At 63.0% G+C, this 25,417-nt stretch carries 20 protein-coding genes; 8 read left to right on the top strand and 12 right to left on the bottom strand.

What is annotated here, in order from left to right:
* Positions 1-64 precede the first annotated feature (64 nt).
* From BLJAPNOD_RS21120 to BLJAPNOD_RS21105, 4 genes are all read right to left on the bottom strand, one after another.
* The gene (locus tag BLJAPNOD_RS21120; RefSeq protein ID WP_115421039.1) at positions 65-1,342 is read right to left on the bottom strand and encodes a sugar ABC transporter substrate-binding protein; all 1,278 of its coding nucleotides are present in this window, start codon (positions 1,340-1,342) and stop codon (positions 65-67) included.
* A 239-nt stretch (positions 1,343-1,581) separates the two neighbouring features.
* A complete protein-coding gene (locus BLJAPNOD_RS21115) occupies positions 1,582-2,532 on the bottom strand; it encodes an AraC family transcriptional regulator (protein ID WP_343215813.1) in 951 nt (316 codons plus the stop codon).
* 135 nt (positions 2,533-2,667) lie between these two features.
* Positions 2,668-4,476: a hybrid sensor histidine kinase/response regulator gene (locus tag BLJAPNOD_RS21110; RefSeq protein ID WP_115421038.1), complete on the bottom strand. Its 1,809-nt coding sequence runs from the start codon at positions 4,474-4,476 to the stop codon at positions 2,668-2,670.
* A gap of 243 nt (positions 4,477-4,719) precedes the next feature.
* The gene (locus tag BLJAPNOD_RS21105; RefSeq protein ID WP_115421037.1) at positions 4,720-6,228 is read right to left on the bottom strand and encodes a winged helix-turn-helix domain-containing tetratricopeptide repeat protein; all 1,509 of its coding nucleotides are present in this window, start codon (positions 6,226-6,228) and stop codon (positions 4,720-4,722) included.
* A 137-nt stretch (positions 6,229-6,365) separates the two neighbouring features.
* Between BLJAPNOD_RS21105 and BLJAPNOD_RS36040 the strand changes: the two genes are divergently transcribed.
* Positions 6,366-6,626, top strand: a complete 261-nt coding sequence (locus BLJAPNOD_RS36040; RefSeq protein ID WP_244610990.1) for a DUF1127 domain-containing protein — start codon at positions 6,366-6,368, stop codon at positions 6,624-6,626.
* 49 nt (positions 6,627-6,675) lie between these two features.
* The gene (locus BLJAPNOD_RS21095; RefSeq protein ID WP_244611031.1) at positions 6,676-7,848 is read left to right on the top strand and encodes an MFS transporter; all 1,173 of its coding nucleotides are present in this window, start codon (positions 6,676-6,678) and stop codon (positions 7,846-7,848) included.
* 91 nt (positions 7,849-7,939) lie between these two features.
* Here the strand turns inward: BLJAPNOD_RS21095 and BLJAPNOD_RS21090 are convergent, their stop codons facing one another.
* The 4 genes from BLJAPNOD_RS21090 to BLJAPNOD_RS21075 all read right to left on the bottom strand — a co-directional run bounded on the left by BLJAPNOD_RS21090 (position 7,940) and on the right by BLJAPNOD_RS21075 (position 12,307).
* Positions 7,940-9,166: an alanine racemase gene (locus tag BLJAPNOD_RS21090; protein WP_115421035.1), complete on the bottom strand. Its 1,227-nt coding sequence runs from the start codon at positions 9,164-9,166 to the stop codon at positions 7,940-7,942.
* 40 nt (positions 9,167-9,206) lie between these two features.
* Positions 9,207-10,163 (bottom strand): ATP-binding cassette domain-containing protein, encoded by a 957-nt coding sequence (locus BLJAPNOD_RS21085; protein WP_077504652.1) that lies wholly within the window; start codon positions 10,161-10,163, stop codon positions 9,207-9,209.
* The gene (locus BLJAPNOD_RS21080) at positions 10,160-11,086 is read right to left on the bottom strand and encodes an ABC transporter ATP-binding protein (RefSeq protein WP_077504653.1); all 927 of its coding nucleotides are present in this window, start codon (positions 11,084-11,086) and stop codon (positions 10,160-10,162) included. Before BLJAPNOD_RS21080 ends, BLJAPNOD_RS21085 begins: the two co-directional genes overlap by 4 nt.
* Before the next feature lie 267 nt (positions 11,087-11,353).
* The gene (locus BLJAPNOD_RS21075; RefSeq protein WP_077504707.1) at positions 11,354-12,307 is read right to left on the bottom strand and encodes a LysR family transcriptional regulator; all 954 of its coding nucleotides are present in this window, start codon (positions 12,305-12,307) and stop codon (positions 11,354-11,356) included.
* 123 nt (positions 12,308-12,430) lie between these two features.
* Here BLJAPNOD_RS21075 and BLJAPNOD_RS21070 point away from each other — a divergent pair, with 123 nt between their 5' ends.
* The 6 genes from BLJAPNOD_RS21070 (at position 12,431) to BLJAPNOD_RS21045 (ending at position 19,993) form a co-directional block, all read left to right on the top strand.
* Positions 12,431-14,359 (top strand): ABC transporter substrate-binding protein, encoded by a 1,929-nt coding sequence (locus BLJAPNOD_RS21070; RefSeq protein ID WP_115421034.1) that lies wholly within the window; start codon positions 12,431-12,433, stop codon positions 14,357-14,359.
* Positions 14,360-14,437: 78 nt separating this feature from the next.
* Positions 14,438-15,475, top strand: coding sequence for an ABC transporter permease (locus BLJAPNOD_RS21065; RefSeq protein WP_244610989.1), 1,038 nt, complete (start codon positions 14,438-14,440; stop codon positions 15,473-15,475).
* The gene (locus BLJAPNOD_RS21060) at positions 15,472-16,344 is read left to right on the top strand and encodes an ABC transporter permease (RefSeq protein WP_077504655.1); all 873 of its coding nucleotides are present in this window, start codon (positions 15,472-15,474) and stop codon (positions 16,342-16,344) included. Before BLJAPNOD_RS21065 ends, BLJAPNOD_RS21060 begins: the two co-directional genes overlap by 4 nt.
* Positions 16,345-16,398: 54 nt before the next feature.
* Positions 16,399-18,075 carry a serine hydrolase gene (locus tag BLJAPNOD_RS21055; protein ID WP_115421033.1) on the top strand — a complete coding sequence of 559 codons (1,677 nt, stop codon included), beginning with the start codon at positions 16,399-16,401 and terminating at the stop codon, positions 18,073-18,075.
* Positions 18,072-19,178: a pyridoxal phosphate-dependent aminotransferase family protein gene (locus tag BLJAPNOD_RS21050; RefSeq protein ID WP_244610988.1), complete on the top strand. Its 1,107-nt coding sequence runs from the start codon at positions 18,072-18,074 to the stop codon at positions 19,176-19,178. The genes BLJAPNOD_RS21055 and BLJAPNOD_RS21050 overlap by 4 nt, the downstream gene beginning before the upstream one ends.
* 17 nt (positions 19,179-19,195) lie before the next feature.
* Positions 19,196-19,993: a M55 family metallopeptidase gene (locus BLJAPNOD_RS21045; RefSeq protein ID WP_115421031.1), complete on the top strand. Its 798-nt coding sequence runs from the start codon at positions 19,196-19,198 to the stop codon at positions 19,991-19,993.
* Here BLJAPNOD_RS21045 and BLJAPNOD_RS36035 read toward each other — a convergent pair.
* The 4 genes from BLJAPNOD_RS36035 to BLJAPNOD_RS21025 form a co-directional block, all read right to left on the bottom strand.
* Entirely contained in the window at positions 19,983-20,204 is a 222-nt protein-coding gene (locus BLJAPNOD_RS36035; RefSeq protein WP_244610987.1) for a hypothetical protein, read from the bottom strand. The genes BLJAPNOD_RS21045 and BLJAPNOD_RS36035 overlap by 11 nt on opposite strands.
* Positions 20,205-20,317: 113 nt before the next feature.
* Positions 20,318-21,301: an AraC family transcriptional regulator gene (locus tag BLJAPNOD_RS21035; protein WP_244610986.1), complete on the bottom strand. Its 984-nt coding sequence runs from the start codon at positions 21,299-21,301 to the stop codon at positions 20,318-20,320.
* A gap of 169 nt (positions 21,302-21,470) precedes the next feature.
* A complete protein-coding gene (locus BLJAPNOD_RS21030) occupies positions 21,471-22,175 on the bottom strand; it encodes a DUF899 family protein (RefSeq protein WP_115421029.1) in 705 nt (234 codons plus the stop codon).
* 119 nt (positions 22,176-22,294) lie between these two features.
* Entirely contained in the window at positions 22,295-25,414 is a 3,120-nt protein-coding gene (locus BLJAPNOD_RS21025; RefSeq protein ID WP_115421028.1) for an efflux RND transporter permease subunit, read from the bottom strand.
* Between the last annotated feature and the right edge of the window lie 3 nt (positions 25,415-25,417).

Below are 25,417 nucleotides of genomic sequence, written 5' to 3'. Positions count from 1 at the left end.
CGGCGAGCTGAACCAGCTCCGGCAAGAGGACGTCTTGCCGGAGCGATCAGTCGGGGCTGCCCGCCTATTGGCTGCGGGCCACGAGCTCCTTGGCGAACCCGTCGAGTTCGTCGAGGCCATCCTTGATGTCGGTGCGGGTGCCGGTGATCAGCTCCTCCAGGATGATGCCCCAGCGGTCTCCGAGATCGGGCCATTGCGGGTTCTGCCAGAAGTTGACGGCGGTCACCTTGCCGGTATCGGCCAGCGCCTGACCGAGATCCGGCCCGTAGAGTTCGGCGAACTTCTTGCTGGTCATGATGCTGGTGCGATTGAGTTCGCTGAACTGATTGGCCTCCAGCCGCCGGTTCTCGTTTTCCTTGGATGTCGCCCAGGCGATGAACAGGCCGGCGCAGGCCTTGGATGCCTCGTCCTTGTTGGCCTTGGCACCGATCGCCAGGCCATGTCCGTATCCACCACCCGTCAGCGGTGCCGGCGGCGGCAGATAGCCGACCTTGCCGGCGACCTTCGACGATTTCGGATCGATTGCCATGCCGACAAGCGGGGTGGATTCGATCAGCATCGCCACCTGGCCCGACGTGAACGCGCCAACGGCCTCGTCCCAACCGCCGGTCTGGCTGCCGGGCGCGGAGTATTTGAAGAGTTCGAGATAGGTTTCGGTTGCCTTTACCGCCTGTTCGCCGGCAAAGACCGGCGTCTTGCCGTCAAACCAGTTGCCGCCGAAACCTTTGAAGAAGGGCATCCAGCGCCAGACGTTCGCGCCCGAGCCTCGCTGACCGCGAAGGGCGGTGCCGTAGATGCCCTGGTCGGGCTGGTTGAGCTTCTTCACCGCGGCGATGTATTCATCAAGCGTCTTCGGCGGCGTTATGCCCGCCGCTTCGAGCAGGTCTTTCCGGTAGACCATGAGGTCGCCGCCGCCGGTAATCGGTGCAAACCAGACCTTGCCGTCATAGGTCGCGACTTTCTGGCGACCCGGATCGAAGTCGGCGTAGTCGTAGTCCGCGGGATAGTAGTCCAGAAGCGGTGCGACCCAGCCGGCTGAGGCGAACAAGGCGACGTTGGCTTCGTCGATGTAGTAGACATTGTACTTGCCGATCGTCGACGCGTCGGCCTTGGTTTTGGCCCGGCGATCGTTTTCATTGAGGTAGTCGATCTCGAACGACGCGCCGCCGCTGAGCTTCTCGAACTCGGCCTTATAGTCCTCGAGCAATGTGAGACCGTCACGTGGCTGGGCGAGTACCTTGATTGTGCTGGTGCACTCGGCGGCAAGTGCAACGGTCGACACCGTGCTGGAAAGAAGGCATGCGAAGGCGATGCTCGAAACGAGCGTTCTGGCTTTTCTCATGTGATGGACCTCCCCAAGGTCGTAACGACACGCGCCGGAAACTCCTCAGATCGGGTGCGTGTCTCTTTGATAGCGAACCGTTTCGCTGCCGGTCATCATAGGCGCTATCGGGACGTGAACTAGCGCCCGCGATGCGCCTGTTCTGTACTTTAATGCGGAGTATGGCCCGGATATGCCTTCCGCGCGCCACCGTTCGAGCATGGGTTCATTGCTCGCGGATACGTGCAGCAGTGAGAATCTCAGCTGCGCGAGGTGCGGCGCTGTCCCGTGAGGCGGCGGTAGGCCGAGGGTGTCATCCGGTGGTGGCGCAGGAACGTACGGTTGAAATTGGAGATGTTGAGATACCCGACTTCAAAGCAGATGTCGGTTATCGGCATTTCGCCTTCTGCCAGCAGCTTGCAGGCCTGCCAGATCCTCAGCTTGTTGACGTGGTCGGTAAAGCTGTTGCCGGTGTTTTTCTTGAAGAACCGCGAGAAGGCCGTATCGCTCATGCCGGCCGCGGACGCCACGTCGTTAAGGTGGATATCGGTGGCGATGTTCTCGTAGATATAGGCGAGGGATCGACGAAGCACGTCGAGCGATTCCGCGTCCAGTTTCGGCGCGAATTCGGGCGAGGACAGCACCTCGTGTTCCCCACTGTTGACGAGCAGATCCAGAAGCTGAACGAACAGCGAAAGCCGCGAAAGCCCCTTCACCGTGCCCATCCGCTCGATCAATTCGCCACCCCTGGCGCGAGCCTCGCCATGAAACACGAGGCCACGCTCCGCCCGGGTGAAAAAAACATCGAGCTGCGCGAATTCGGGCAGGGTGCCGGTGATCTGCCGGATCCGATCCGGATGGAACTGGATGACGATATCGCGGCCCTCGATGATCTCCCCGGGCGCCGTTGACGTAACCCAGTCATGCGGCAGGTTGCTGCCGATGACCGTCAAGTAGCCTGGCGAGAACTCGCCGATATGGTCGCCGACGAAGGCCATGCCGGTGGATTTCCGCAGCAGATGGATCTCGATCTCGGGATGGAAGTTCCAGACGTTGCGCTCCCAGGGGTAATCGTCCAGACGCCAGAGAAACGTCTCGTTGACGTCGGTAACGATATGCTCGAACGTCGGGGAGTTCGCCGCCATGGATGCCGGCTTCGCGCTGAGTGCGGCCTTGGGCGGAACCGATTTCCGCTTTGCTCCGGCGTTCATATCGTCGCTCCGCCCGTTCCGTCTTCCTCGTCTGAAGAAGCGATAAGATATCTTCCTTTTCGTGTCGAGACGCGCCGCGCCTATGAGAAACACGGCCGGTCTGGGCCTGGCGCGTCATCGCCCGGCGTATTGACGCTATCGAAGGCTCAGGCCCTCCGTTGTGCCCACGGCGGGCTTTCGCGTTGGGACCACAGCGTCGTCTTCGCTCAAGGCGGCACGGATCGCTTCGCTCAGCTCCTCTCCGGTGACCGGTTTGTGCAGAATACGAACGCTGCTTGCGCTGACTTCCTTGAGGCGGGATGGCGAGGTGTCGCCTGTCACGATGATGGCCGGAACACGACGACCGATGTGGGAGCAAAGGCCTTCGATCGCTTCCAGACCGTTGGCGCCATGCTCGAGGCGGTAGTCGGCAACGACAAGATCGACCGGCGCGTCGCCGATCTTCAGGGCTTCCGCGTGGGTGCGCAGCACATCGACAACCGACCGGCCGGCATAGACGCGATGCCCTTCCAGGGTCAGTAGCCCAACCATGGCATCCAGGACGTCCTTTTCGTCCTCCACCAGCATGATGCCGGCTGCAATCCCCGCTGTGGGCGCGGACCGGACGAGTTGCAGCGGAGACCTCATCGGGGGGGCTTTGGGAACCGTGATCGAGAACATCGAACCGCGCCCGGGAACGGAAACCAGTCTCAAGGGGTGTTGCAGCAGCTCGGCGGTGCGGCGAACGATGGCAAGACCCAGGCCCAGGCCCTGCGTGCGGTCCCTTGCCGGGTTCTGCAATTGTACGAATTCCTCGAAAACCATCGCCTGCTGATCGGCAGGGATGCCGCAGCCCGTATCCCAGACCTGGATTTCGACCGAATTGCCGCGCCTGCGGCAACCCAGCAGGATGCCGCCCGTTTTCGTGTAGCGGAAGGCGTTGGACAGCAGGTTGTTCAGGATCCGCCGGAGCATCATGGGATCACTGTCGACCAGAAGGTCGCAGTCGACGACCCGAAATTCCAAGCCACGACCGATTGCTTCCGCGGTGAATTCGTCGCGCAGATCGCGAAAAAGCTCGCGCAACGACACCGTCTCGTTGGCAATGGTGACGATGCCGGCATCAAGCCGGGAGATGTCGAGCAGCGCGTTCAGCAATCCGCTGAGATTGCCGACCGCGGATTTCGCCCTGGTTGCCAGATCGCGGGCGTCGCCGGAGGCGACGGATCCGCGCTGCCCCAAAATCGCAAGTGTGGAGACGAGCAGGCTCAACGCATGGATCGGCTGGCGCAGATCGTGACTGGCGGCTGCCAGAAAGCGGGTCTTGGCGCGATCGGCTGCCTGCGCCCGATCGCGTTCCTCCTGCAAGTTACCGACGAGGCTTTCGTTTTCCAGTCGCAGACTGACGGTTTCACGCAGCATCCGGTAGGTGATGCGGCAGTAATAGAAATTGATTGCCACGAGCGAGGCGAGCAGGAACAGGAAAGCGCCGGAAATATCGCTGTCGGTGAGGATGCAGCGCACGGCAATTGGCAGGACAGTGACCAGGATCGAGCCAGTGAGCGCGGGCGGAAAAGCGGAAAGAGAGGGGACCGTGCCGCAAACGAGGCCAGTCAGCACGATGACCGTGAAGGAAAGCACAATAGGCTCGTCCGGAAGGAACCCGACCCAGCCGAGCGTGCCCCACAACAGGCCGGAGATCCAGGTGAACGCTGCTGCAAGCCAGGCCCATCGCATGATGGACCGGGGGTCTCTTGCCCGGCTGAAGAACCGACGGGAGGCAAGGACACGGCAGATTATGAGCAGGTAAAGCGCGCCGACCCATCCTGCCAGCCAACTCACCGATACCGCATGCCGAAGGACGGACACGGCGGCGAGAGAAATGACGATGTTGGAGATAACCACGCCATAGGAATTTCGATACAGAAGCTCGATCAGAGCCTGGCGGATTTTGTCTTCGTGCATTGGCCCTCTCCAAACACCGGAGGCACGTCATCCGCCGGTCCGTCCCAGGACGGTTGTTTTATCGGGAAACCGTTTCCCAGAAGTTGCGGCCAAGGAATTCACGCGGATGACCTTGCAGAAACGTCCAGGCGAATGTCGGCCGTCGGACGGTCGCAAAGCAACGACACGCAGGGTGTTTGCGCCGTGGATGAAGCGATGGGGATCACCGACGGGCGACCCATGTTGGCCGGTCGCGCCGGTGGGTCACTCCGGAAACCCGGCCTTGCGGAAACCATCGACGAAATGCTCAAGCGTCGCAGCGTCGCGAAATGGCTCGGTCGCGGCCCAGTGGCGGGTTGTGAAATGCGGATTGCCGACAAGGAACAGTTCGGCCTCCGCGCGCGCTTCGTCGAGCCTGCCCAATTGGGCAAGACTTGCGGCCAGGAAACGGCGTGAGCTTGTCCGGAAAGTCTCGTCCCTGCGCAGTGTCCCGACTGCCGCTTCATATTCGCCGGCCGCATACTGCGCCTGCCCGAGCGTCAGATAGTACCAGCTTGCCGGGTATGGGTTCAGCCGAAAAGCCTTGCCGATGTGCTCGAGGCCTTCCTCGATCCGGCCGGCCAGGATGGTGATGTCTGATAATGCCGCCCAGGTGTCAGCCTCGTTCGGGTCGAGTTCGATCGCCTTGGCGAACTCCCGGTCAGCCTCGGCGAAGGTGCGCTCATAGGCAAGCAGGTAAGCCAGGATCCAACGACAGCCGGCATCGTTCGGATCAATCGCCACAGCTTTGCGCGCCAGTTCCAGAGCAACGGTACGGCTAGCGTCGGTGGGTCCGTCGGAATGGACCCAGCCCATCCAGTGGTTCATGGCAAGCCAGCGGTGGGCTTCGGCATAATCCGGATCGAGCGAAACCGCGCGGGTGAGCATCAGATGCGCTTCCTGCGCTGCCTGCGGTGTATCATCCATCAGTTTTCGCGCCCGCACGCAGAGATCGTAGGCCTCGAGGTTTTTGGGCCGGTTGCGCGCGGGCAAAGCGCGCAGCTGGCCGAGCAACGCTTCCACGATCTTGCCCGTGACCTCATCCTGAACGGCAAAGATATCTTCCAGGTCGCGGTCGAAGCGCTCTGCCCATAGATGATCGCCACTCGCCGCGTCGACCAGCTGGACGTTGATCCGCACGCGTCCTGCGGCCCGCCTTGCGCTGCCCTCCAGCAGGTAGCGCACGCCGAGGTCGTCGGCGATCCCGTCCACGTCCATCACCTTCCCCTTGTATGCGAAGGAGGAGTTGCGGGCGATGACGAACAGGCCGGAGATCCTCGACAGGTCCGTGATCAGGTCTTCGGTCAACCCGTCCGCGAAGCTTTCCTGCTCGGGATCCTTGCTGAGATTGACGAAAGGCAGCACGGCTATCGATGGTTTGTCGGGTAGGGGCAAAGGCTTTCGCATGACGCCGCCGCGCTCATCGATGGTCCCCGTGAAGCGATAGCCGACGCGCGCAATCGTGGCGATCCATTCACCGCCGCCGGCGGTCGGACCCAGCAGCTTGCGCAGTTGCGAAATCTGGACGGTGAGGTTGCCTTCTTCGACGGCCATGCCCGGCCAGCCCGCGTCCATCAACTCGGCCTTTCCGAGGACCTCGCCGGGACGTGCAACGAGTGCAGCAAGCAGCCTTAGGGCGCGGTAGCCAACGGCAATGGGCTCTCCGTTCCGAAGGAGCGTTCCCGCACCCGGATCAAGCACGAATGGACCAAAGGCGACCCGCGATCCCTGCATACGGCGCATCTATAGCCGGTTTGGAAGTTTTTGGAACTCTTTGGGCGCGCTTAATGACGCCGCCGCGCGCTGGCTGCAGAATTCGGCCTCGTTCGGATCGAGGGGCATCGGACCCTCAAGCCCATATGGAGGTTGCCATGACTGACGTCCCCACTCTTGACCCAGCCACGTACCCAGGAGTACAGCCCGAAACGGGCGGGGAACCTGCCGCCCGGTCGCACGGGCTCTTCATTTTGAGGGGGCTGCAAAGGCTGATCGCGAGATCGCGCGCGCGAGACCGTTTTCGTTCGGAGATCGAGCGAAAACTGCTGGACGATCCGCATTTGATCGATGATGTCGGCCTGTCGAGGCGGCAGATCCAGGAAGAGCTCGCAAAACCCTTCTGGCAAGTGTTGTAAGGCGAATGCGGCAATGACGAGGGATCGCCAGTTTCCGCCTGCCGAGGTGATGAGCCGTCATCGGCGGCGTCCGACAACACCGCGAGAGGATCGGATCCCATGGTCCGCGATGGCGGGCATCATCGCGACCGTCACGGTGTTCGCAATGGCGCAGGGGCTGACCTATCCGCTGCTCAGCTTCATCCTTGAGCGGCAGGGGACGACGCCCGGGCTGATCGGCTTGTCGGCGGCGATGACGCCGCTGGGTTTCATCGTCTCGGCGCCCTTCCTTCCGGCGCTGGCGCGGCGCGTGGGCGGAGCGCGGCTCGCGATCCTGTGCTCGCTTTTCGCGGTGGTGGCCCTCTTCGCGATTGCCTGTGCACAAAACGTCTGGGCCTGGATGCCCCTGCGCTTCCTGCTCGGCATCTTCGCCAATCCGCTTTACGTGATCAGCGAAACCTGGCTGATGTCGATCACGCCCGCATCCAGCCGGGGGCGTATCATGGGCCTCTATTCCTCGATCGTTTCGGGCGGCTTCGCCATGGGCCCTTTGACCCTCGGTCTGGTCGGGACGCAGGGTTGGCCACCCTTCATGGTCGGCATGCTGGCCTTTATTGTCTGCGGCCTGATCGTGCTTGCGGTCGTGCCGCGGTTGCCTGACATGCAGCATGACGGCGAGGCAACATCCGTCGGCGGCTTCTTCGCGCTGGCACCGCTGCTCTTGTTTGCGGTTTTCGTCGCTGCCGCTTTCGAGCAGATCATGCTTTCCCTGTTTGCGGTCTATGGCGCCGCGTTCGGCAGTGCCGAGGAATGCGTTGCTTCGCTCATCACTTGTTTCATCGCCGGCAACGCCGTGCTGCAAGTCTTGCTCGGCCGCGTAGCCGAGACGTTCGGTTCGACGCGGGCCATGCTGCTCTGCGCGCTCGTTTCGCTGCTCGGCTGCCTGCTGCTACCGTGGGTCTTCACCTCATGGTTCATCTGGCCGCTCGTTTTCGTCTGGGGCGGGGTCTCGTTCGGGATCTATACCATGGCGCTGATCCGGCTCGGCGAGCGTTTCAGCGGCCAGGCCCTGATTGCCGGTAATGCGGCCTTCGCGGCCGTATGGGGCATCGGCGGCATCGCGGGCTCTCCCGCGACAGGACTGGCGATGCAACTGATCGGACCTCAGGGGCTGCCATCGTCTCTCGGAGTGCTGTGCTTCCTACTGACGATGTTTCTGATCACGCTGGGGCGACGGCTCTAGCTTGCCGCGTCGACGACAGGCCGGCTCCCGCGAGCCGGGGCGGCATGTCTGTCGAGTACCTCCCGGTTCGAGTCGCCGTGCCCGAACCTCACTATGTCTGGCAACTGCGGGCATCGACAGGCAGCACGGTCGCTTCGCCATTGGCGTGACGCAGCGCGAAATGGTCGAAATTGGCGATCGAGGCACAGGAGTGGTTGGGGAAGACCCGCACCCGGCTGCCCAGTGCCAAGGGACGGCCCGAGAAGGGAACGAAGCCATGTTCCTCGGATAGTCGCTCTAAAGTCCAGGTACCCTTTTCGCCATCGCCCTCGGCGCTGACGACCGTGCCGAATCCGGCGCCGCCCATACCGTGTGCCCCGCGATCGGAGCTCATGGATTTCGAGCCGGCATCGAGGATGAAGTGGGTGTCATTGGACGCAACGACGCGGGCAACCACGCAAAGCGCCAGATCGTCGGCGGTGCATATGCCGAGCCTGAGCGCCGTGCCATCGAGAAAGACGTAGTTTCCGGGCCGGATGCAGTCGACTTCGTTTGGCAGCGGCGCCCCCAGGCAGGTCGGCGTCGCACCGACCGAAAGGCAGTCGACGGCGATGCCGCGTTCCCGAAGCTGGCCGGCGAGCCCGGCGAGATCCGCGGCTTCATCGTGGGCGACCTTGGCGAGCGATTGCGGGCCGTTGGTCGCGTAGGAATGACCGGCATGGGAAAGCAGGCCGGCAAAGTGCAGACCAGCGGACGCCGCAATCCGAGCACACAATTCGAGTGCTGCCGGATCGTTCGGCTTGATGCCGACGCGGCCGAGGCCGACATCGACCTTGAGGAAGACACCGATCTCGACGGCGTGCTGCGCCGCAGCTTCCGATAGCGCGTCGACGCCCGGCTTGCTCGCCGCGATCGCGCGCAATTGCGTGCCGCGCGCCTTCACCACGGGCAGCAGGCGGTCGAGCGACTGGGCCGTGACGATGGGGTAGGCGAGGATGATCGAAGGAATGCCCGCTTCGGCAAAGACCAGCGCCTCGCTCGGCTTGGATGCGGTGATGCCGCGGGCGCCGCGTGCCAGCTGTTGTCGCGCGATATAGAGGCTCTTGTGGGTCTTCACGTGGGGAAACATCAAGACGCCAGCGGCGTCGGCGCGCCGTTGCATGGCCTCTATGTTGCGCACAAGGCGCGCCTCATCGACTTCGATATAAGGCGTTGGCCGCTCCGCAGCCGTCGGGCGCCAGTAGCCCGATGCCTTCGTCTCGGTTGAACCGTTGTCTATGTCAGCGGGCGCGTTGCCGGCCGCGGTCGCGGCCGCCACCGTCACTTTGGAAGTCGTCATTTTGGAGTGCTCTGATTTGATGAGGGAATTGCCGGGTTCGTCAGCCCGTTGCGACCTGCCGTACGAAATGGGTCGATGAGATCTGATGCATCGGCAGTTCGCGTGGCACGAAGTCCGGCGCGCGCACGGCACTCGGGATTTCGTCGGACATCGGCTGACGCCCTTCCGGGCGGCGTGTCGGGTCGGCGATCGGAACGGTCGACAGGAGTTTGCGGGTATAGGGATGCTGCGGGTTGCCGAACACCGAGCGGCGGTCGCCGATTTCGACGATCTCGCCGAGATACATGACGGCAACACGATGGGCGATGCGCTCGACCACGGCCATGTCGTGGCTGATGAACAGCAGCGCGATCTGCATCTCGCGCTGCAGGTCCATCAGGAGGTTGATGACTTGCGCCTGGATTGTCACGTCGAGCGAGGCGACGGCCTCGTCGGCGACGATCAGGCGGGGGCTGAGTGCCAGCGCGCGGGCAATGCAGATGCGCTGTCGCTGGCCGCCGGAAAAGGCATGCGGATAGCGCTCGAGGTGCTCGGGCGAAAGCTCGACCTTGGCCAGAAGCTCGGCGGCGCGGGCCCGCATCATTTCGGTCGAGCCCAGCTTGTGAACCCGCATCGGGTCCATCAGCGATTGCTCGATTGTCATGCGCGGGTTGAGCGAGGAGAACGGATCCTGGAAAACCATCTGGGCGTCGCGGCGGAACCGCGCGAGCACCGCGCGCGGCGCTCCGATCAGTTCGGTGCCGTCAAAGCGGATCGAGCCCGAGCGCGGCCGGTCGAGCTGCATGATCGAGCGGGCGACCGTCGACTTGCCGCAGCCGGATTCGCCGACCAATGCCAGGGTTTCGCCGGGAAAGATGTCGAAAGAGACGTTCTCGACCGCGTGTACCCGGCCAGAGACGTGGCCGAACAGCCCAGCCTTGAGATCGAAGCGGGTCACCAGGTTACGCACCGAGACGAGCGGCTGGCGGGTTTCCTTCACCGGGGCGGACGCGTTCATTCTGTTACCTCGGCGAGCGCATGCTCGGGTTCGAACACCAGCAAGGGGAATTTCTCCGGCGCGTCCTTGTTGGCCATGCTGCCAAGGCGCGGCACGGCGGAAATCAGGGCCTGGGTATAGGCATGTTTCGGCTGGGCGAAGATGTCGTAGACCGAACCTTCCTCGACGATCTCGCCCTTGAGCATGACGCAGACCCGGTCGGCGACCTCGGCGACCACGCCCATGTCATGGGTGATGAACAGCACCGACATGCCGATCTCGTGCTGCAGGGCACGGACCAGATCGAGGATCTGTGCCTGGATGGTCACGTCGAGCGCGGTCGTCGGCTCATCGAGGATCATCAGCGACGGGCGGCAGGCAAGGGCAATGGCGATCATCACGCGCTGGCGCATGCCGCCGGAAAGCTGGTGCGGATACTGGTCGAGCCGGCGCTCGGCGTCGGGCACGCGGACCAGTTTCAGGGTGTTGAGCGCGATCTGGCGCGCCTGTTCCGGCGTCTTGTCCTGGTGATGGATCACCGCCTCGGCGATCTGGTCGCCGACGGTGAAAACCGGGTTCAGGCTCGACATCGGATCCTGGAACACGATCGAGATATCCGCGCCGCGAAGAGCTTCGACACGCTTGTCGGAGAGCTTGGCGAGGTCGGCGACCTTGCCGTCCTTGAGGCGCATCAGCACCCGTCCGCCGGTGATGGTCGCGCCGTCATACTCGGTCAGCCGCATGATGGTCATCGCCGTCACCGACTTGCCGGACCCGGATTCTCCAACCAGCGCGACCGTCTCGCCGCGGGCGATTTGGAACGAGACGCCGCGCACCGCGCGCAACTGCGCCTTGGTGCCGGCAGCAAAGGAGACTTCGAGGTCTTCCACGGAAAGGATGACATCCTCAGGCAGTTCAGGCGTGGCGGATTTGGACAAGAGCATCAGCACAGGGACCCGAGTTGGAGGGGACGTTGTGCTCTCAGGTCTCGCAACGAGGTCGCATCCTGTCAATACGGGAGGAAGGGGCGGCCACCTCGGCTGGCCGGCCCATTGGCGCTGGCACCGCGGTCGCCGCCGCTCCGTCGTGCCGCAAAAGCGAGTGAAATCAATGTGTCACGATTGTGGCAAGCAAAACTATGCGCATTGCGCATTGTATCGCCTGTCTTCGCATATCGCACCGCGCCCGCAATTTTCGGATGGTTCGATACCTCAGGCCGCGTCGGTGCTTGCTTCGAAACCGCTCTGATATTGTGGCAGGGCGGTACATTGCCTGAGATGCTGCCACAGGGCGTCGCTGTCATGGCTGCCGGAGCCGGCGCGCCGGAAGATCCGGATCTCCAGCTCCAGCGACATCTGCTGGCCGCCGATCTGGGCAAGGCGCCCTTGCCGCATCGCTTCCGCCACGCAGATCTGCGGCAGCCAGGCGACACCACGACCGGCAACGGCCATGTGCTTCAGGCCGTCGGCAAGGCCTGACTGGTAAACGGTGCTGAGGTTCAGCGGGCGCCGCCAACGCGATTGGATCAGCGTCGCCAGCTTGCCGATATAGCCGTCGCTCCACGAGTAAGCGAGATACGGAATTTCTGTGGTTTCGGGTACGTCGATGTCGAACAGCGGCCGGCCGCTGTCGTCGGTTCCCGAGACGAGGATGAGCCGATCCTTGCCAATCTGCAGGGATTCGAACGGGCCGCCCTCCAGCACCGGCGGTCCATCAGGATGCACATAGGTGATGGCGAAGTCGCACTGGCCGGAACACAGGTGATCGATGCTCTCAAGAAAGTCGGCCGCATGCATGCTGGTGCGAAGCGGCATACGCGAGATCAGCGGCGAGCCGATCCATTTCGGAAAGAAATACATCGCCAGCGTATGCAGCGAGGTGAAGGTCAGCATGGCCGAGCTTTCTCCGGCGACATTGCGGCAGTCGGTGCGCAGGCGGTAGGCTTCGCGCACGAGCCGCTGGCAGCCCGGCAGGAACATCGTGCCTGCCCGCGTCAGCTGCACGGGATAGGTGCTGCGGTCTATGAGATCCGCGCCGATCCAGTTCTCCAGCGATTTGATCCGCCGGCTGAAGGCCGGTTGGGAGATGTTGCGCGCCGTCGCCGCCGTCGAGAAATTCCGAGTGGCGGCAATTTCCAGGAAATCTTCAAGCCATTGCAGTTCCATGCCGGCCCTCATGCGTGTTTTGCATAGTCTATCCTAACTACACATTGGACAGACCCGCAAGCGCTCTTCTAGCCTCCCCTGTAACGAGAAGAAAACTTCCGCCTCCACCAAATGGGAACAACGATGAAACGCACCTTAGCCCTAGCCCTCTGCCTGGGGCTCGGCATCGCGGCTGCGCCCGCTATGGCCGAGACCAAGAACCCCGGCACCTTCGTCTTCATGTGGACCGATGACATCCAGTCGTTCGATCCGGCCTATATCGCCAACACGCCGAGCTCCTACGGCTCACTCAACATCTACAGCCGGTTGCTGAACTTCAACGGCTCGAAGATCTCCGAGTTCGTGCCGTCGCTTTCGACCGAGGTGCCCTCGCTCGAAAACGGCCTGATCAAGCAGGCCGACGATGGCTCGGTGAGCTATACGTTCCCGATCCGTAAGGGCGTTTTCGCCCACAAGGTCGGCGTCAAGGGCGCCGACGGCAAGGTCACCTGGGAATACTACGACAAGCTGACCGACGCCCAGAAGGCAACGATCGAGCCGGGTTACGGCCAGATCACGCCCGAAGACGTGCGCTATTCGCTGCTGCGCGCCATTCTCCAGGGCCAGTCGTGGATGTCGAATGCGATCACCGAGGTGATCACCGCCGGCAAATACACCGATATCGCCAAGTGGGTCGAGACCGAAGGCGAAGTCAAATCCATCAATGATGCCAGCCCCGAGGTCCTGCGCAAGGTCTACGACCAGCTCGCCTCGCAGATCGTCGTCGATGGCGACAATCTCACGCTGAAACTGCCGAAGTCGTTTCCGGCCACGCTCGGCGTGATCGCGCTGCCTTTCGGCACCTCGGTCCTCGACAAGGAATGGGTCGCCTCGGTTGGCGGCTGGGATGGCTCGGGTGACACCTGGAAGGCCCACTACCGTCCGGAACTCGGCGCCAATCCGCTGTTTGCCGAAGAAAACGGCACCGGGCCCTTCATGCTCGAGGAATGGGACCGCACCGATCGGCGCATCACGCTGAAGCGCTTCGACAACTATTTCATGGGTCCCGCCAAGCTCGAGCGCGTGGTCATGCGCACCGTTCCCGAATGGACGACGCGGCGTCTGCAGCTTCTGTCCGGCGACGCCGATTTCGTCACGGCACCGGTCGAGTTCATCGACGAGCTCAGCAAGACCGAGGGCGTCAAGGTCATCGACGGCCTGCAGAAGGTGTTTTCGCGCGGCGTCTTCTTTGCCTGGCCGCTCGACGACAACGACAATCCAGCCATCGGCAGCGGCAAGCTTGACGGTGCCGGCATTCCGCCGGACTTTTTTGCCGACATCGACGTGCGCAAGGGCTTCAACTATGCCCAGAACTACGATGCGCTGCTGACCCAGGTGCTGCTCAACAAGACAGTGCAGTCGCGCGGGCCGACAGTGCGCGGCATCATGGGCTATCGCCCGGATTCGCCTGTGTACAGCTACGATCCCGCCAAGGCCGAGGAACACTTCAAGAAGGCGTTCGACGGCAAGCTCTGGGATACCGGCTTTGCCTTCACCGCCTATGTGACCGAAGGCAACCCGCAGCTGACCGCGGCACTCTCGGCGCTGCAGCAGGGCCTGTCGCGCATCAATCCCAAGTTCAAGATGCAGATCCAGGCGCTGCCATGGGCCTCCGTTTCGGACAAGCTCAACAACCGCGAAAAGCCAGCAGCACCCTTGACGGTGATGGGCTGGGGTCCTGACTATTCTGACCCGGGCGGTCCGCTCGGTGCCGCCAGCTACTACCTCTCGCCCACGGGCCTCGTCGGCGGCATGGTCGGCCAGGGCTACCGCGACCTGATGGCGGAGAAGTTCAAGCCGTTGCTCGACGAAGCCTGGGCCTCGGTCGATCCAGCGGTGCGCGAACCGATCTACGCCAAGCTGCAGGAAATGTCCTACGAATACGCCACGACCCAGTTCCTCTGGGAAGACTTCGGCTACGTCGTCACCCGCAGCAACATCGATGGTTATGTCGACAACATGATCCTCTACGGCGCCTGGGACTTCTACCCGGTGACCAAGGCCAACGACTGATTGGCGATCGGCATGTCGGGCGAGAATCCGCTCGACATGCCTTTTCTTCATTTTCCCTGAAATCGGAACGTGTGAACCGTGCTGAACTATGCACTCAGACGACTGATGATGCTGCCGATCGTTCTCTTCGCCCTGTCGTTGATGATCTTCGCGCTGCAGATGTCGCTTTCGCCGACCCAGAGGCTGGCGGCCTATGCGCCGTCGCCTGACTATCTCAAGGGCGGCCAGGAAAGCATCCGCCGGATGATCGAGCAGTACGGGCTGAACGATCCCTTCTATATCCAGTACGGTCGCTGGATCGGCGGTATCCTGACCGGCAATCTCGGCTGGTCGGAGACGGCCCGCCAGCCAGTGTCGACGGCGTTGATGTCGCTGTTTCCAGCAACGCTGGAACTGGTGGTGCTGGCGTTCGTCCCCTGCCTGCTGCTCGCCGTCTTCCTCGGCTCGCGCGCCGGCATCTATCTTAACCGCTGGCCCGACCACGTCATCCGTATCTTCACCATTCTCGGCTGGTCGTTCCCGGTCTACGTCTTCGGCCTCTTGATGCTGCTGATCTTCTATTCGGCGCTCGACTGGTTCCCGCCCGGCCGGCTCAGCCAGTGGGCGCAGACCGTGGTCAGCTCCAGCGACTTCGTCCGCTACACCGGCGCCAACACCATCGACGCGCTGCTCAACGGCAATCTGGCGATCTTCGGCGATGCGCTTCGCCATCTCGCGGCACCCGTCATCACGCTGACCTATGTCAACGTCGCCAGCATGACGCGGGTGATGCGCACCTCGATGCTGGAAACGCTGCGCCAGGATTATGTTCGCACCGCCCGCGCCAAGGGTCTGCCGCGCCGCGTGGTCGAGCTGCGTCATGCCCGGCGCAACGCGCTTCTGCCGCTTGCGACCATCGCCGGCATGGAGCTGGCTGTCATGATGGGCGGCGTCGTCATCACCGAGACCATCTTCGATTATGCCGGGCTCGGCCAGTTCGCCGCCAAGACCGCTGCCAATCTCGACTTCCCGGCTGTCCTTGGCTTCGGCCTCTATTTCGCGGTCGTTCTGGTGGTCATGAACCTGATCGTCGACCTCATCTATCCATTGCTCGATCCGAGGGTGAAGACGCAATGAAGTTTCTTCGTTACCTCGCAAGAAATCCGGTCTCGCTGTTCGGCGTCGTGATCCTCCTCGCCTTCGTGCTGATCGCCGTCTTCGCACCCGTCCTGGCGCCACCGCAAAGCTTCCAGCTTTCACCCTACGACACGCCGCGTGCCGGCTTCCTGGCAACGCCGCAGCCGCCTTCGCCCGAAGCCGTTTTCGGCACCACGCAGGGCCAGTACGACATCTTCTACGGCGTCGTCTGGGGCACGCGCACTGCGTTCAAGATCGGGCTGGGGGTTGTGGCGATCTCGGTCTTGATCGGCACGGTCGTCGGCGCCGTTGCCGCCTACTACGGCGGTGTCATCGAGGAAGTGCTGATGCGCATCGTCGATGTCTTCATGGCGGTGCCGTTCCTGATTGCGGCGATGGTGCTGACGGCGCTGCTCGGCAAGGGCATCGTGCCGATCACCATTGCGCTCACGACATTCGGGTGGATGAGTTATGCCCGTATCGTTCGAAGCGAGATCCTGAGGATCCGCGAGATGGACTATATCCATGCCGCCCGCAGCTACGGCGCCAGCGATCTCCGGCTGATCGTGCTGCATATCCTGCCCAACGCCATGTTCCCGGTGCTCGTGCTGGCGACGATGGCGACAGGCTCGATGGTGCTGTCGGCCTCGGCGCTCAGCTTCCTCGGTGTCGGCACCGAAGAGGGCTATGCCGACTGGGGCCAGTTCATCGCCTATTCGCGCAACTGGATCGTCGGCCAGCCCGGCAATCCCTTCCAGTTCTGGTACACGCTGGCCTTCCCGGGCGCTGCCGTCTTCCTTTTCGTGTTGTCGTGGAACCTTGTGGGTGATGCGTTGCGCGACATGCTCGACCCCCGCCACGCCCATTGAGATCCAATCCCTTTAAGACCCCCACTCCGCATTAAGGTTCAAGGAGCATTTCCGATGTCCTCTCTGTCTGCCGCCTCGATCGAGCTTTTCGAGGATCTCATCCGCCATGAGGTTGAAGACAAGGCGATCCCCTCGATCTCCTACGCCCTCGTCGACCGCGACGGCGTACTTGCCGAAGGCCATGTCCAGCGTCACGATCGCCATTTCGCCATGGGCAAGGACACCTGCTTCCGCATCGGCTCGATCACCAAGACCTTCACGTCGCTGGCGATCATGCAGCTGGTCGAGAAGGGCCTTGTCGATATCGATGTCGATGTCTCGACCTATCTGCCCGGCTTCAAGCCGGAGAACCCGTTCGCCGGCGCCGAGGGTGGGCCTTACGGCTCGGTGATCAGCCTGCGCAAGCTGATGACCCATACGGCGGGTCTCGTGCGCGAACCGAAGAGCGGCCACTATCTCGACGCCACCCGGCCGCCGCTCGAAGATACGGTCAACGAGCTGGCAAGCTCTGTTCTGAAGCAGGATCCGAGCCTCGGGATAATGCACTATTCCAATGCCGGCATCGCCGTCGTCGGCCGGGTGATCGAGACGGTCACCGGCCAGAGTTATTCCGACTATGTCGCCGCCAACATCCTGAAGCCGCTCGGCATGGACGGCTCGTCCTGCGGCATGGCGCCCGGCATTCGCGAGCGGCTTGCGCCTGCCGACATGTGGACGCTCGATGGCGACACGCCGGCGCCGGTGTTCAGCCTCGGCGGGTCGCCGGCCGGCAACATTTTCTCCACCACCGGCGACATGGCGCGCTACGCCCAATGCCTGCTGCGTGGCGGCTTTGATGCTGAGGGCAATTCCATCATCTCGCCGGCGTCGCTGCGCGAAATGTGGACGCCGTTCGGCAAGCGTCCGGGCGGCCACGACAAGACGCTTAACGGTTATGGCCTGTGCTTCGGCGCCGGCGAAGTCGACGGCTGGACCTCTGTCGGTCACGGTGGCGCGGTCTACGGCTACGCCTCGCAGATGATGCTTCTGCCGGCCGCCGGCGTCGGTGTGCTGATCTTCGCGACACTCGACTTCGCCAACCAGATCGCCTCTCGGCTCGGCGTCGACGGCGTGCGCATCGTTCTTGCCGAGCGCAAGATGGGCAATATGCCGGAGCGCACCCAGCGTCCGCCGGAGATCTCAGAGGCGCAATTCAAGGCGCTGCCCGGCTACTACCGCGACGACGCCACGCAGGAGATCGTCGAGGTCAAGTCGAAGGACGGCAAGATCTACCTGATGGGCGAGGGCGTGCCGCACCAGATCCGGCCGGTCGCCGGCAACGACTTCGTCATCGATGGCCGCATTTACGGACGCGGCGCAGACTATGCCCATATGAACCTCGCCTTCCCCGACGCCGGCAAGCTCGTCTGGAAGGACGCGACCTGGACCCGCATCGATGCGCCCGATGACGAGACCGTGCCCGACGCGATCGCGCCGCATCTCGGTGAATACGGTCCGGATTTCAACATCACCTACCTGACCTACAGCCATGGCGGGTTGAAGTGCCTGATCGAATACTTCTGCACCCATACCTGCGAGCCGGTCGAGGAAGGGCGTTTCCGCATGCATGGGCGGCTTTATGAAGACGAGATCCTCGAGCTCGATGCCGTCGATGACAACGGCAAGCGCGGCATCCGCGTCGGGCCGATGTTCCTGGAGCGGCGGAGCCCCTCCCAGGCGGCAGCGGCGTGAGCCGGACCATGGCCGCTCCGATCAGGATGGAGTCACCCCTCGGCGCCCGCATGTTCATCGGCGGGCGCGAGGTCGACTACTATTGCGGCACGTCCTATTTCTGCCTGCACGGCCACCCCGAGGTGATCGAGGCGGCCTGCGACGCCACGCGGCAGTACGGCATGGGGCCGGGCACGCTCGCCCATATGCAGGTCTATGCCGACCTGCAGGAGCGGCTGCGCGACTGGTTCGGCACGGAGGAGGTCGTCTACATGATCTCCGGCTACACCAGCCCGATGGTGCTGCTGCAGGGGCTGCGCGACGATTTCGACGTCATCCTGATGGATTCCGCCACGCATTACAGCACCCGCGATGCGATCCCGACGCTCGGCAAACGGATCCACGAGTTTCGCCATGCCGACCCGGAGGATCTCGCAGCACAGCTGTCACAGCATGTGAAACCGGGCGAGCGGCCGGCCGTTCTGACCGATGGCGTCTTCCCGTCCTCGGGCAAGCTCGCGCCGCTTGTCGACTATCGCCAGGCGATGGCGCCCTATGAAGGGGCACTTCTCTGCATCGACGATTCCCATGGTGTCGGCGTTCTCGGCGCGACCGGCCGCGGCTCGTTGCAGCATGCCGGGCTCGAAGGCGAGGGAAACTATCTCGCCGGCACCTTGAGTAAGGCGTTTGGCGCGCTCGGTGGCGTCGTTCCTGGCGATGCCGCCCTTGCCGAAAAAATTGCCCGCAACGCGATGATCATGCGCGGCGCCTCGCCGGCACCGCCCGGCCTTGCTGCGGCCGCCGCCGCATCGTTGCGGGTGCTGCAAACGACACCGGAAAAGCGCGCCAACCTCACCCGCAACATCAAGCATGTACGCAGTGGCCTCAGGGCGCTCGGCTTCGAGGTCGCCGACACGCCGGTGCCGATCGTCACCGTCAAGGGCGTGACCGATCTGGAACACCTGCGCGACCGTCTCGCCGAACGCGACATCATCGTCCGGGTGCAGCAGGCGGGCGGCTATTCCGATGCGCCCGATGTGCCGAGCCTGCGGCTCGCGGTGTTTTCCGAACATTCCCCGGCTCAGATCGATCTGCTGCTGCAGTCGATGGCCGAGCTTCTTTGAGAGATGAGAGAACGATCATGAAGGTTTTCATCAGCGCTGATATCGAGGGCACGGCGGGGATCACCGCCTGGGACGAGGCCAAGAAGGGCCATCCGGAATACGAGGAATTCCGCGAATACATGACCGACGAGCTGGTGGCCGCCTGCGAAGGCGCAAAGGCTGCCGGTGCCAAGGAGATCGTGGTCAAGGACGCGCATTCGACCGCTCGCAACCTGATCCTGTCGAAACTGCCGGCCTATGTCAGCATCGTCAGGGGCTGGAGCGGCCACCCCGATCTGATGATGTTCGGCATCGACAAGAGCTTTTCGGCAGCGCTCTACACCGGCTATCACAACAAGGCCGGCACCGATACCAACCCGCTCGCCCACACGCTGACCGGCACGGTCTCGCGGCTCCTGATCAATGGCGAAGTGGCGTCGGAATTCACCCTGAACGCGCTATGTGCTGCGCGCTACGGCGTGCCGTCGGCGTTTCTTTCTGGTGACGCCGGCATGTGCGCCGAGGCCAAGGCGATCGCTTCAGGTATCGGCACCGTTGCCACCAGTGAGGGTTTTGGTCCGGCGACCCGGTCGCTGACGCCAAAGGCTGCGGTTGCCGCCATTCGCGAGGGCGTGGAGAAGGCGCTTTCGAGCGATCTGAAGACCTGCCTGCCGAAACTTGCCGACCGGTTCGAGCTGGTCGTCGAATACACGACACCGATCGAGGCCTATCGCGGTAGCTGGTACCCCGGCGTCGAGCATGTCGCTGCCCGCACGCTGCGCTTCGAGGCCAGTGACTTCTTCGAAATCCAGCGTGCCATCCGCTTCATCGTCTGAGCAGGGCCGCGGGCGGCGGGCGCGACGTTGCATCGCTCCCCGCCGTGCGGCGGTGATAGGTCAGAGCCGCCCGCAGGCAGAGCGATAGCGGTTCTGTCGGCAGATCGCCTGTGGTCGGCAACAAGAGGGCGCGGTTGCCCTCGAAGACAAAACTGTTGCCGAAGTGAACGCGGAAGTTTTCGACAAGCGTGGTCTTGCAGTTGAAGAACACAGCGCCTTGTCCAGGCGCGGATTTGACGACGCCCAACCGGATCGTCGTTCCGCTTTTGCTTGCCTGCGTCAGATAGGCAGGCTCGCCCCATTTCAGCGTTTCCGTCAGCGGTCCTACGCCTTGCGTCTCGGCGGCAACGATATAGATGAGATCGCGAACCTCGAGGAGGCGCGTCCGTACAGTCGCCGCATGTTGCGAAAGCACCTCGGCGACAGCAGATGGAACGGGTGGGATCGTAATGGCGTGCTTTTCAGCGGCAGATGGATGTCGGTCCGCAATTCGCTCTGGGGCACCATGCGTGGATCGTCGAGATAGGCTTCGAAGACCGGCGCATCGTCCGGCTCATGGCCTGATCCGGGCAGCCATACGCCGAGGAACCAGCGATAGGCGCCGCGCATTGCCGCATAGGGACCGGTGTAGCTCAGCTTTGCGTAGGAGCCTCCACGCAGGACCGTTTCGGTCATTGGCGGGGCGAACGTGATTGGACCGGCAACCGGCATGCTGGCGCGAGAGCGCAAGTCCTCTTCAGGACCGAGCTCGGGATCGCTGAAGAATACCCCGATCATCTCCGGTCGGTCCGGCAATGCCGCACGGGCCGCAAGTTCGCCAAAGAGCCGCGCCATCGCCCGGTCGATTTCCATGTAGGAGCCCCGATGGTCGATCGACGCACACCGTCGCTCGGGCAGGGTAACGACGCTCACCGGAAAGCCGTTTGTGTCCCCAGAAGCATTGGCCGCCCTGAAGGCGGCATGCGGACCATTATGCCGATAGGCGGCGGGCGTCGTGCCAAAGGTTTCCCTGAACGCGCGCCCGAATGTGTCGGTTGAACCATATCCGGCGCGATCGGCAACGGTGGCGATATCGACATCCGAATTGGCCAGCCGGTCGGCAGCGCGCTGCAGCCGGAGCCTGCGAATGGTCGCCGCGATGGTCTCGCCGCGCATGGCCGAGTAGATCCGGCTCCAGTGATAGGGGGAGAGGCAGGCGACGTCGGCCAGTTCGTCGAAGGAGATGTCCTCTTCCAGATGCGCATAGACATGATCGATGACCCTGTTCATCCGTGCATCGTAGCTCGCCTGCGTCAGTGCCTTGCGCATCGTTGTCCCCACGGCTCTCCAAACCACGAAGAGATTTGCACAAGATGCACCGGCAAATCTTGCGGATTTGAAGATCTTGCCGATGCTAACGCCATTATTCGTCTCCCGAACGCGCGCCGCCAGCGTCGCGGCCCGTCCACGACATCCATTGGCGACGGGATGATGGCCGTCAGTAGCTGAGCTTGGGATACCAGTCCGTGCCACGGCCTTCCGGCGTCAGGTCCAGGATCGACCAAAGCGACGCGATGTCAGGTGCATCCCTCGGGTCCTGGCCTGGGTCGGCCATCTCCATCGTTATCTCGCTGGCCCAGAAAAGCCTGACGGTCTCGCCATCACGTTTGAAGACGCCAAGTGCCGGGTTTTCGCTTCCATCCGCATTGATGAGGCCGAGATCACGGGCATAGCCGTCGCCGACGGTCTGGACAAAATCGAGGTCTCGCCAACCTCGTTCCTGCGCGAATGCCAGTTGGCGTTCGACCGGGCTGCGGCCGAGGATCTTCAGCGCCACCCGCTGCTTGATGTCGGCGGCGTTGCCGTTCACCGCACCGAGCCAGTTCGTGCACATCGGGCAGGGACGGGCGCGCTCTGGCCCGTACATCCAGAAATAGGTGACAAGCGTCTGCTTGTCGCCGAAGAGTTCGACCAGGCCGACTTCGTTGCCGTTGGCATCCTTGAAGCGGTAATCCTTTTCGATCACCGGCCCATCCGGCAGAGACCGCCGCAGCTCGACCAGCCGCGTCATTTGCCGTCGGAACTCGATTTCTTCGCGCAGCAGGGCCTGCCGCGCTTTTCTATATTCCGCCGTTTCGCCGGGAAAAGGCGACTTGCCCTTAGCTGCGAGATCCGGCGCCGGAACGAGTTGATCGAAGCCCATATCCCTGTCCTCGTTTTGTCGATCCCAACTAACGGCCCTGAGCCTTCCGGGTTCCCGAGCGGATGAAGGAATGCACGCGGTCGTCTGCCGGGCGCGCGTGGAGGTGTGAGGACGAGACGTCAACCGTGCGGCTGTGTTGCGGACGTGCGCGGCGTGGCGCCGACAAGCCTCGCGCACAGGACCTGCAGCGCGTGAACGCGCAGGAACAATGCCGGCACGAAAAGCAGCGAAAGGGCGGTGGAGGCGAGCAGCCCGCCGATGACGACAATCGCCATCGGTGCGCGGAAGGCTCCGCCATCGCCAAGACCAAGGGACACGGGAACCATGCCGGCGATCATCGCCGCGGTGGTCATGATCACCGGCCGTGCCCGCTGTTCTGCGGCGGTGACCACGGCCTCGCGGGGGGCGTGACCCTGCTTGATCAGCTGGCCAGAGAGGTCGACGATCAGGATCGCATTCTTGGCGACGATGCCCATCAACATCAGTGCGCCGATCAGAACCGGCATTGTCACGGCGTTTCCGGTGAAAGCGAGTGCCAGGATGCCGCCGGACAGGGCCAGAGGCAGCGACAACAGGATCGTCAGCGGTTGGAACGGGTTGCCGAAGAGGATCAGCAGGATCGCGAACACGGCGGCAAGTGCCAGCAGAATTGCGCGGGAGAAGCTTGAAAAGAAGTCCTGCATCGACTGGGTCTCGCCTGCGGGCTGCAGGCTGACGCCGTCCGGCAAGGGGTTGGCTGCAATCCACGTCATCACCGCCGACAGGGCGGCGCCTGATGTGACTGCCCCGTGGAGATCGGCGGTGATATCGATGCGCCGCACCCCGTCGCGCCTTATGATCTCGGCCGGGCCGGAACCTGCCACGACTTCGGCGATTGCCGCCAGCGGCACGACGTTTCCATCGGCCGTCCTCAGTGGCATGCCTTCGATCAGCGAAATATCGACCTCATCGCCAGCCTCCACCTGTACCCTTACCGGGACCCGACGGCCCTGCAGATCGATGTGGGCAAGCTCGCGACTGATATCTCCGACAGTGGCCACGCGCACGGCATCCGATAGCGCGTCGAGACTGATACCGAGTTCGGAAACGAGATCCCGGTCGGGGACGATCTGCAGCTCGCTGCGAAGGGCGGGGCGCAGAGACATCACGGTTCGGAACTCAGGCATCTGTGCCATCGCCGACGACAGGCTGTCGCTTGCCAGTTCCAGGCGGCCGGGGTCATCGCTGAGAAGAGTGAGTGCGAATTGGCGGCTGCCGGTCAACCCCAGTTCGCTGCTGCGGATATCCGCAATTGCTGCCAGTTGTCTGGTGACATCGGCGGCGACCTGCTGGCGTGTCCGGCTGCGTTCGCCCGGCGCCGTCAGCATCAATTGAACGGTGAAGGACTGCTGGTTCGGCGGACCGAAATTGAGGTCGCCGCGGTAGGCGTAGATGTGCTGGACATCCGGGTCCTTCTTCAGGGAGCGCGCAATCTCGACGGATTTCTGCATCATCGACGAGGCGCTGGCGCCGTCGGCCATGTCGATTGCGAAAGCCAGGCGGGTCCCGTCTTCCGTCGGAATGAACCCGCGTGGCAAGGTCGGCAGCACCGTCAGGAAAGGCACCACGACGGAAAGCAGGCCGAGCGTTACCGTCACGAGGGTCATGTCGAGGCGGAGGCTTCGCCCGCCGAGCGACACTGTCTGCCGGCCGATCGATAGCCGAAGCAGTCGCGTGTAAAAACCATGGCTACTTCCGGATTTGCTGGGCTTGCCGGCTGGCTCGGGCTTCAACAGCGCCACTGCCAGCAACGGCGTGATCACGCGTGCGACCAGCAGCGACAGAAGCGTCGCGACGGCAACGGTCAGTCCGAATTCCCGAAAATATCGACCGGGCAAGCCCTCGATCAGCGCAAGCGGCAGGAAAACCGCGGCAACGGTCAGCGATATCGCGGTGACCGAGCCGCCTATTTCTTCCGTCGCATCGATGACCGCGCGCCAGATCGTCTTTCCCATCTCGCGGTGACGCGCCACGTTCTCGATCTCCACGATGGTGTCGTCGACCAGAAGGCCTATTGCCAGCGTCAAGCCCAACAGGGAAACGAGATTGAGAGAGAAGCCGAGCGCTTCCATGGCAAGAAAGGTCGGGATCACGGCCAGCGGCAGACCGATGGCAGCGATGAGCGTCGAGCGACGATCCCGCAGGAACAGAAAGACGACTGCGATGGTGCACAGCGCGCCCTCGGCCATGGTCCGCATCGTGCCGGTAAAATTGTTGCTGATATAGCTGGCGTTCTCGTCGAGCAGCGTGAATTGCACCATGGTTTCGGCATCGTCGAGACTCTGAACTGCAGATTTTATCTGCTCGAACGTCTCAACCTCGTTGGCCCGCTTTTCGGCAAAGATCGTCAGGGCGACGATCGGAACGGCATCGAGCGTTGCGAAACTCGAAGGGTCGCTCCAGGCATCCTCGATCCTGGCAATGTCGGAAAGCCGGTCGCTGGATCCGGCACTGGTTCTGACAGGAAGCGTGCCGAGATCCTCGACCGACATCGGTGTCGACACGGTGCGGATCGGCTCATCGAAACCGCCGGTCTTCACCGCACCGGAAGCCCGGTTGTCGCCGACCGTACGCAGCGCCCGACTGACATCCTGTGGCGCCAGGCCACGGGCGACCATTTCATCCCGCTGCAGCCAGACCCTGATCTCCCGTTCGCTGCCGCCAACCCGGGCAATCCTGCCGACGCCGGGCACTTTTTCCAGGGCGGGGCGGATGCGGTCGTCGACGCGCCGGGAGATCGCCGGCAGCGACAACTGGTCGGAGCGCAGAGCATAGGTGGCGATTGCGAGCCGCCGTATGTTGGAAAGCTCGATCGAAGGCTCATCGAGATTGACCGGCAATTGGCTCCGGATCACCCGCATCGCGGCCTGTATCCGATCCAGGGCGACTTCAGGCGGAACGTGGGCGGCGAATTCTGCATTCAACACGACGCTGCCGTCGCCGATCGTGGCGTCCAGCCGATCAAGCCCTTCGATGTCCTCGAAGGCATCTTCGACCTTTTGCGCCACCTGCATTTCCAGGTCACTCGGCGATGCCGCCTGCTGGCGCAGCATGACTGTGACGACTGGAAACTCCATTTCCGGGAAGCGGTTGACCGGCAGCGAGGTCAAGGACAGCCACCCCATCGCCGTCAAGACGAGAAACAACGCAACACCAACGGCAGGACGCTCGATCGACCATTTCGAGACGTTGATGGCCATCGG

The sequence above is a fragment of the Ensifer sp. M14 genome (assembly GCF_003355565.1).
GTDB lineage: Bacteria > Pseudomonadota > Alphaproteobacteria > Rhizobiales > Rhizobiaceae > Ensifer.
The sequence above is the reverse complement of the archived record's forward strand: the minus strand, read 5'-3'. Positions and strand labels throughout refer to the sequence as shown.